Here is a 6,130-nt window from a genome sequence, read left to right on the forward strand (position 1 = left end):
GATGAGTTGGGAGATCGAGCCGCCGGAACTACAACTGACGGTATAGGTGGTATTGTCAAAGGGTTTCACCTGGATACTGGCTCCCGTCCCCACCCGGAACCCATTGACCGTCCAGGTGTATTGGCCGGGCTGGCAGGTGCTGGTGACGCAGCCAGCCCACTATGGTGAGGGACGATTTCCCAACTATGTGATAAGTTATTTAACCTGCTCTACTCGTGTATCTTGTATATGAAGCAGATCAGGTACTTCGGTATTGAGCGACTTGAGAGCAGGAATGTACCAATGGACATGAGTGGGCGCTTTACCACCATTCCAGTGCTCCCTTAGCAGAAATGACTGAGGTAATTCCTCTTCTAACTTAAATGGAGTCCAATTGCGTGTATGATATTCAATTTGACTGTCATACATCAAAAAATATATATTTATATTCTCTCGAATAGTATCAGCGATGCTGGCGGCTACTTTGGGTAAAAAATCCCGGTACTGGCTGGGTTTGGCTTTACTCACATTTTTGACACCGACATATAGGAAGCCATATCCATCCATAGTATGCCCTTTTCTCATAAGAACAATATCATTACTGTCAAGCTGTTTGGAAAACAGAAATCGCCAGAAGTACCACAGTAGAGACGCTACTAAAAGTACCAAAAATATAGTCGTGCGAGAAGGGATTAGTTTGCGGGCCATGTGCGTTTCATTGTTACAATGTAGGTTAGATAATCGGTAAAAGGACGATAACCATACTGGTGTTGCAGAATCCATTGGGACAGGACTCCACCTCGATAGTTGAAGCGTAGGTAGTTAGACTGTCCTAATGAATTGGCAAATCCCAAGTCTTTGGTATAATCGCTCTCACTCACCCCAAAGGTATCTAAATACCGAATGATGATAGTAGCCTGATACCCACGCTCGGTATTTGTCAGAATAGGTGTGATGCTTTTCACCCGCACATCAATACCTTGAGTGCCCCCAATGGTAAACAGACCCAGTCGTTCGGCATCGCCTACTCCCGGCCCACCGTTCACCGTGATGGCATCCGTCGCCCCGTAAGAGGGAAATACGTTCGATTTGCATTTATCCGTGAACCATTGATTATCCAACTTCTTTGCAGGCCAAATAGAAGCAGGCACAAAGTCTTTTTGGTAATAACTAGGATCAATGTCCTCGGCTTTAGCCAGATTGCCAATCTTCCGAAACAACAGCGCATCCACAATCTGAATCATGTTGTTAATCCGTCGATTGCCCACATTGGTCTCATTATATAGTGCATCGGCAATTACCTGAGTCTGATAGTACTCGGTGCCACTCTTCGCATAGAAATGGTTGAGTAATTGAGCCGCTACCGTTTCGTACACACTTCGATTAGGACCTGTATACAGACTACTCAGTCCCAACGCTCGGCTTTCATACCCTTGGATTTTCTTTAGAAAGAAATCTTTCAGAAAACCATCACTCAGATTACCCAGTGTACCATCCTGAACCAGATTAGGAAAAACAAGCGGTTTAGCCAGTAATCGACTCATACCATCCTGAATAGGAGCAGGCAGGGTAAACACATTCGTAAGGTAATCGGCGTAGGCCGGTTGATTGGTCAAATTCCAGACCGTACAAATCTCTCGAAAGAAACTTTGGCCATTAGGACTAATTGGTAATTTATTGAAATCAACCTGCCGATCTTCTGCCACAGAGACAGAGTCTCGCCGGTCAACCTGTGCGATTTTCTCCATTGTGTCGTCCATCTCATTCTGGTTAGAAGCCTCCACTGAGACAATAATGGTACGCGGATCGCTCTGAACAGCCTCTCCGGTTACCTGCAAACTGGCTCCCAACAGGGCGATTAGGCGACTCTGTATTTTGCCGAACTGACTGTTAATGGTACCATTAAACAATGTCTTATCAATTAGAGTGCTTCCATTGGCTGCGGCTAGCAGGGTAGAAGCCTGCTGGCAGTTATGGTCAGTCAATGACTGGATAACGGGTGTCAAATCGGCTGGAAAAACCACCGCTGTCCCACTCAATTGCTGTTGCAAACTAGTCAATGCCAGCTGAGCATCTTCAGGAGTTTGTATCAAATTGTTTACCTGACAGAGCATCTGCTCGTAAAACACATGCATAGCCGTATCCAGCGAAATCTGGCTCGAACAGTTGTCACTCACCGGAGTCGACACCGCACTGGTAGCCCCTAGCCGACCTCCGCCTGGTTGAGACGGGGGAGGAGGCAATGGGTAACTACCTTTGCAGACCTGACCACTAGGCAGGGTACATTCGTAGGTGAACGTTTTACTGGCCGTGTAGGGACCCACCGTCAGGCTAGTCAGCTTCTGGGTCCCATCGTACCACACCACGCTGCCTCCACACCAGTCGGTGTATAACACATAGTAGCTCCCCTCCGTATCATCCCCCGGACTGCGGGTAATGTTCTTGAGCCCCCCTTTCTCAATGTTGATAAATGCATTACAGGCGTCGGGCGTATTCGCTGGCTCGGTGGTGCCGGGGCCAACTGGCGTGTAGGTGTGGGAGGGGTTGTTGTAAGCATCCATCAACGGACTATCCACATAAAGCGGATACGAACACGGCAGGGTTGATCCCGATTGAACGCAATACACCGTGTACACATCGGTCACCCCCTGCTGTTGATACGGCTGGCTGGGAATACCCGTCGGTACACTCACATCCTCAGGCCGGTCGACCACCACCCGGCGCCGGTCTTGACCTTGTGGAAAGACCAGGGTGTTTCGTACCCATCCCTGGCTGGTATAGGTAGGGTGTTGGTAGGACCAGCTGATGGCATAGCGCACATCGCACCAGCTGGCATTGAGTTCGACCTGGCGGGCATTGGTTTTCGAATCAAACTCAATGCCCGTGGGCCGATCACAAACGCTCTCTTTCACCTGAATGAGTTGGGTGACCGATCCGCCACTACTACAGCTAACCGTATAGGTCGTATTCTCCAGGGGCTTGACTTGAATACTGGCCCCACTACCCACCCGAACCCCATTGACGGTCCAGGTGTATTGGCCGGGCTGGCAGGTGCTGGTGACGCAGCCCGAGGCCCGCAGGATGGTAGGGAAACCCGCATAGACGTTAGTCGGACTGACCTCCAGTTTTGGCGCGACAGCGGCAATGCTGAGGGCCTGGGTAACGGCGATTTGGTAGGGTGTCGTGCAGGTGGCGGTAATCGTCACCGCATCGTTGAGGATAAAGGTATGGGGGGCGGTGGGACCAGCGATGGTGCCATCACTCCAGTTGATGGTGCTGCCCACCGGACAGCCGCTGGGCGTAATCAGAACAGGCTGCTGGCTACAACGGGTGATGGACTGGCTGCTGGCCGAGAGTTGAAAGGCCGGGCAGTCGATGTCATCAGGCGGGGTGTTCTCCACCGTCAGGGCCACCGTATTCTGGCAGGCACTGGCTCCATCGACCAGGCAGGTAGCGGTGTAGGTCGTATTTTCCAGGGGTTTGACCGTAATGGTCGAGCCGGTTTCGCCTGTGCTCCACTGCACCAGTCCGCCTGAACAGCCCAACGCCGAGAGGACGACCGCTTCGGCAATTTTCGCCTTAGGTTTAGACGCCTTCAGCGAAAAGGAGCAGGCCTTTACCATCACCTCCACCGTTTGGGAACAAACCGGATTACTGCACGTGGCCGTATAGATCACGCTGGACGGCGTTGTAGCGGGAAAGGGGGTGTGCGTTAGCGAAGTGCCCTGTCCAAGGCTTGTCCCGGCCAGCGACCACGCCACCGTGCCGATACAACCTATGGCGTTGAGTTGAACGGACTCCCCTTTGGCAACGGTTGACTTGGCTATTGCGATTTGCAGGCAGGTGTTCGAGACCACAATCAACTGTTTCGAATTGACGGCTGGGTAATTTACTACAGACCCATCGGCGTTCTTCACCTGACAAACACCATAATAGTCGGTCGTACTGGTGGGAAATGGTTGATAGGTTACAGGTCTGGGCGACGTGAAATAGCTGGATTTTCGAAGTATAAGTGGATTTATGGGGAAACTAACGCCTGGAGCTGGGGGAGCACTGCTTGTCAATTTAACCAGTCCGGGACAATACCCTTCCAGCATCATATTGACTTCGTACTGCTCATCGTCAAAATTTGGATAGGTATTGAGCACGAAGGAACCTTTTTCTACCCCGTAAAAAATATCGACTCCACCAGCATACCCCCCATTGTTCACCTTCCCTTTCTCCCGCCAGGTTAGTCTCGTGCTGATGGGGGTGGGCAACACCTTTATGGCAGCTTTACATCCGTTGTCAAACGTAGCCGTATAGAGTTTCTCTCGGCTAGAAACCGGCACGTATACCTTCTTTTGAGGAGTCGTATTAAACACATACCCGGTTTCATCGCTCAGGCTAAAGGCATAATAACTATGCTCGATCGTTACCGTATTGGGAGGAGCACCGACGGAAGATCCAATATAGGGCACGTAAGTCTGGCACGTGTTTAGTTGATTTTCGGTAACTGTCAGGGTGGCCACTGGGCAGGGTATCCCCCCCACACGCGTACAGGTTGCCGAAACAGTTAGATTATCCGAAACGCCAACGACGGTATAAAGCCCGGCTAATACCTCCGTCTGTTTTTGTACGAAGGTGCTGGACCTGCTTCCGGAAACAACCGACCAAGCCACTGTCCCCATTTCACAGCCCTGATACCCAAACTGCACCCGTTTTTGTCCATCACTTTGTACGAAAATGCTATTCACATAGAGCGATTTAATACAACCCTGATTCTTGATAGCAATGGCATTCGAATAGCATGTACTGCCCCCGCTAGTGCACTCGGCGGATACAAACAAATCGCGGATGGGCGCGATCTTTACGATGTTGCCACTACCCAGACCATTCGACCAGGTCAGCGTTCCACTACAATTACTGGCCGTCAGGGTTAGTATATCCCCCCGTTCATAGGTGGTAGCCGATGCGTTGATCTGAAAATCAGCACAATCCGGCGAAGATACCTTCACCTCGACAGAATTTGTACATGTTTTCCCCGACGGCAGTTCACAGATAATCGTGTAGGTTGTACTATGCTGGGGATTTATGGTTAGCGTTACCCCCAAGAGTTCACTGGCTAGCTCACCCGTTTCGCCATCCGCCCACGTAATCCTGCCATTGCTAACGGTACCTATTGATCCATTGGACCAGTTGATCTGGCCACCAACGCAGCCCGAAGGAATAAGCAGATGTTCATTCCCCGTAATGGATGGAGTATTTCGTTTATTAAGCACCGAAACACTTAGGTCGCAGGTTAGCTCATTTGCAACGCTTACCCGGGCCCCCGAAGTACACCCCTGTTGTGTACTGACCATGACGACATAGGTTCCCAGCTGATCGTCTGAGGTATAGACGAACGAGGGAAATTGGTCCGTACTGGTAAAACTATTCGGCCCAGTCCAGGAGTAGGTGATAGGCTCCGTCGGCTCATTATCGACCGTAGCGGAGAGCGTAACCGTCTGGCCATTGCTGGCAAAAGCAGACGGAGCGGCCAGCCCCTGATTCCCACGGCTATACGTACCCGAACTGCTGCTGGCGGCTACCGAAAAAGAAGTGGTGGACACCGTCCTGTCGACCTGCGCCGTACAGCCCTGATCGCTCATCGACCAGACACTATACGTGGTGCTCTCCGTAGGCGATACAACGATACGATCTCCCGACTCCCCCGTCGACCAGAGATAATTCGTCCCGCCACTCACCGTGAGCGTGGTCGACTCGCCCGAACAAAGCGAGGTTTTGCCACTCATGGTCAGAGACACGGCCCCCGAAACCGTGAGGGAAACGGCGGTGCCTTCTGTAAGGGGGTAGTCGCTCACCACCCGGAGCTGATACGTACCTGACGGAAGACCAGTTGGAATCATTACCCCAATCGGGCTGGTGGTGCCGCTTCCTAAGGTCGTCGAATGAGCAAAACTGCCACTCGCATCGGAAAGCTGCACAGTGTAGTGGTTACCCGCCATAAACGTTCCCGTCGTGGAGAAGGGCACACTCAGCCCAGCCCCTGCACACACCGCCGAAGGACTCAGAGGTAGCGTCTGGATGGCGTTGAGGTAGCCCGCGACTATAATAGAAACGAGTTGTCGACCTGTACAGCCTGAGCTGGCCTGAGCCACCACCGTGTAAC

2 protein-coding genes are annotated in these 6,130 nt (G+C 51.7%); both read right to left on the minus strand.

Features of this window, described 5'->3' with window-relative positions; translation table 11 throughout:
* Positions 1 to 195: 195 nt before the first annotated feature.
* Positions 196 to 687 (minus strand): hypothetical protein, encoded by a 492-nt coding sequence (locus tag ACYVE4_RS29960; RefSeq protein ID WP_461044101.1) that lies wholly within the window; start codon positions 685 to 687, stop codon positions 196 to 198.
* Positions 672 to 6,119 carry a hypothetical protein gene (locus ACYVE4_RS29965; protein ID WP_461044102.1) on the minus strand — a complete coding sequence of 1,816 codons (5,448 nt, stop codon included), beginning with the start codon at positions 6,117 to 6,119 and terminating at the stop codon, positions 672 to 674. Before ACYVE4_RS29965 ends, ACYVE4_RS29960 begins: the two co-directional genes overlap by 16 nt.
* Positions 6,120 to 6,130 lie beyond the last annotated feature (11 nt).

This window comes from Spirosoma harenae (assembly GCF_054776975.1).

Bases quoted from the DNA above. Each gene is read 5' to 3' on its own strand.
- ACYVE4_RS29960 (WP_461044101.1), bottom strand. From the start codon at position 687: ATGGCCCGCAAACTAATCCCTTCTCGCACGACTATATTTTTGGTACTT.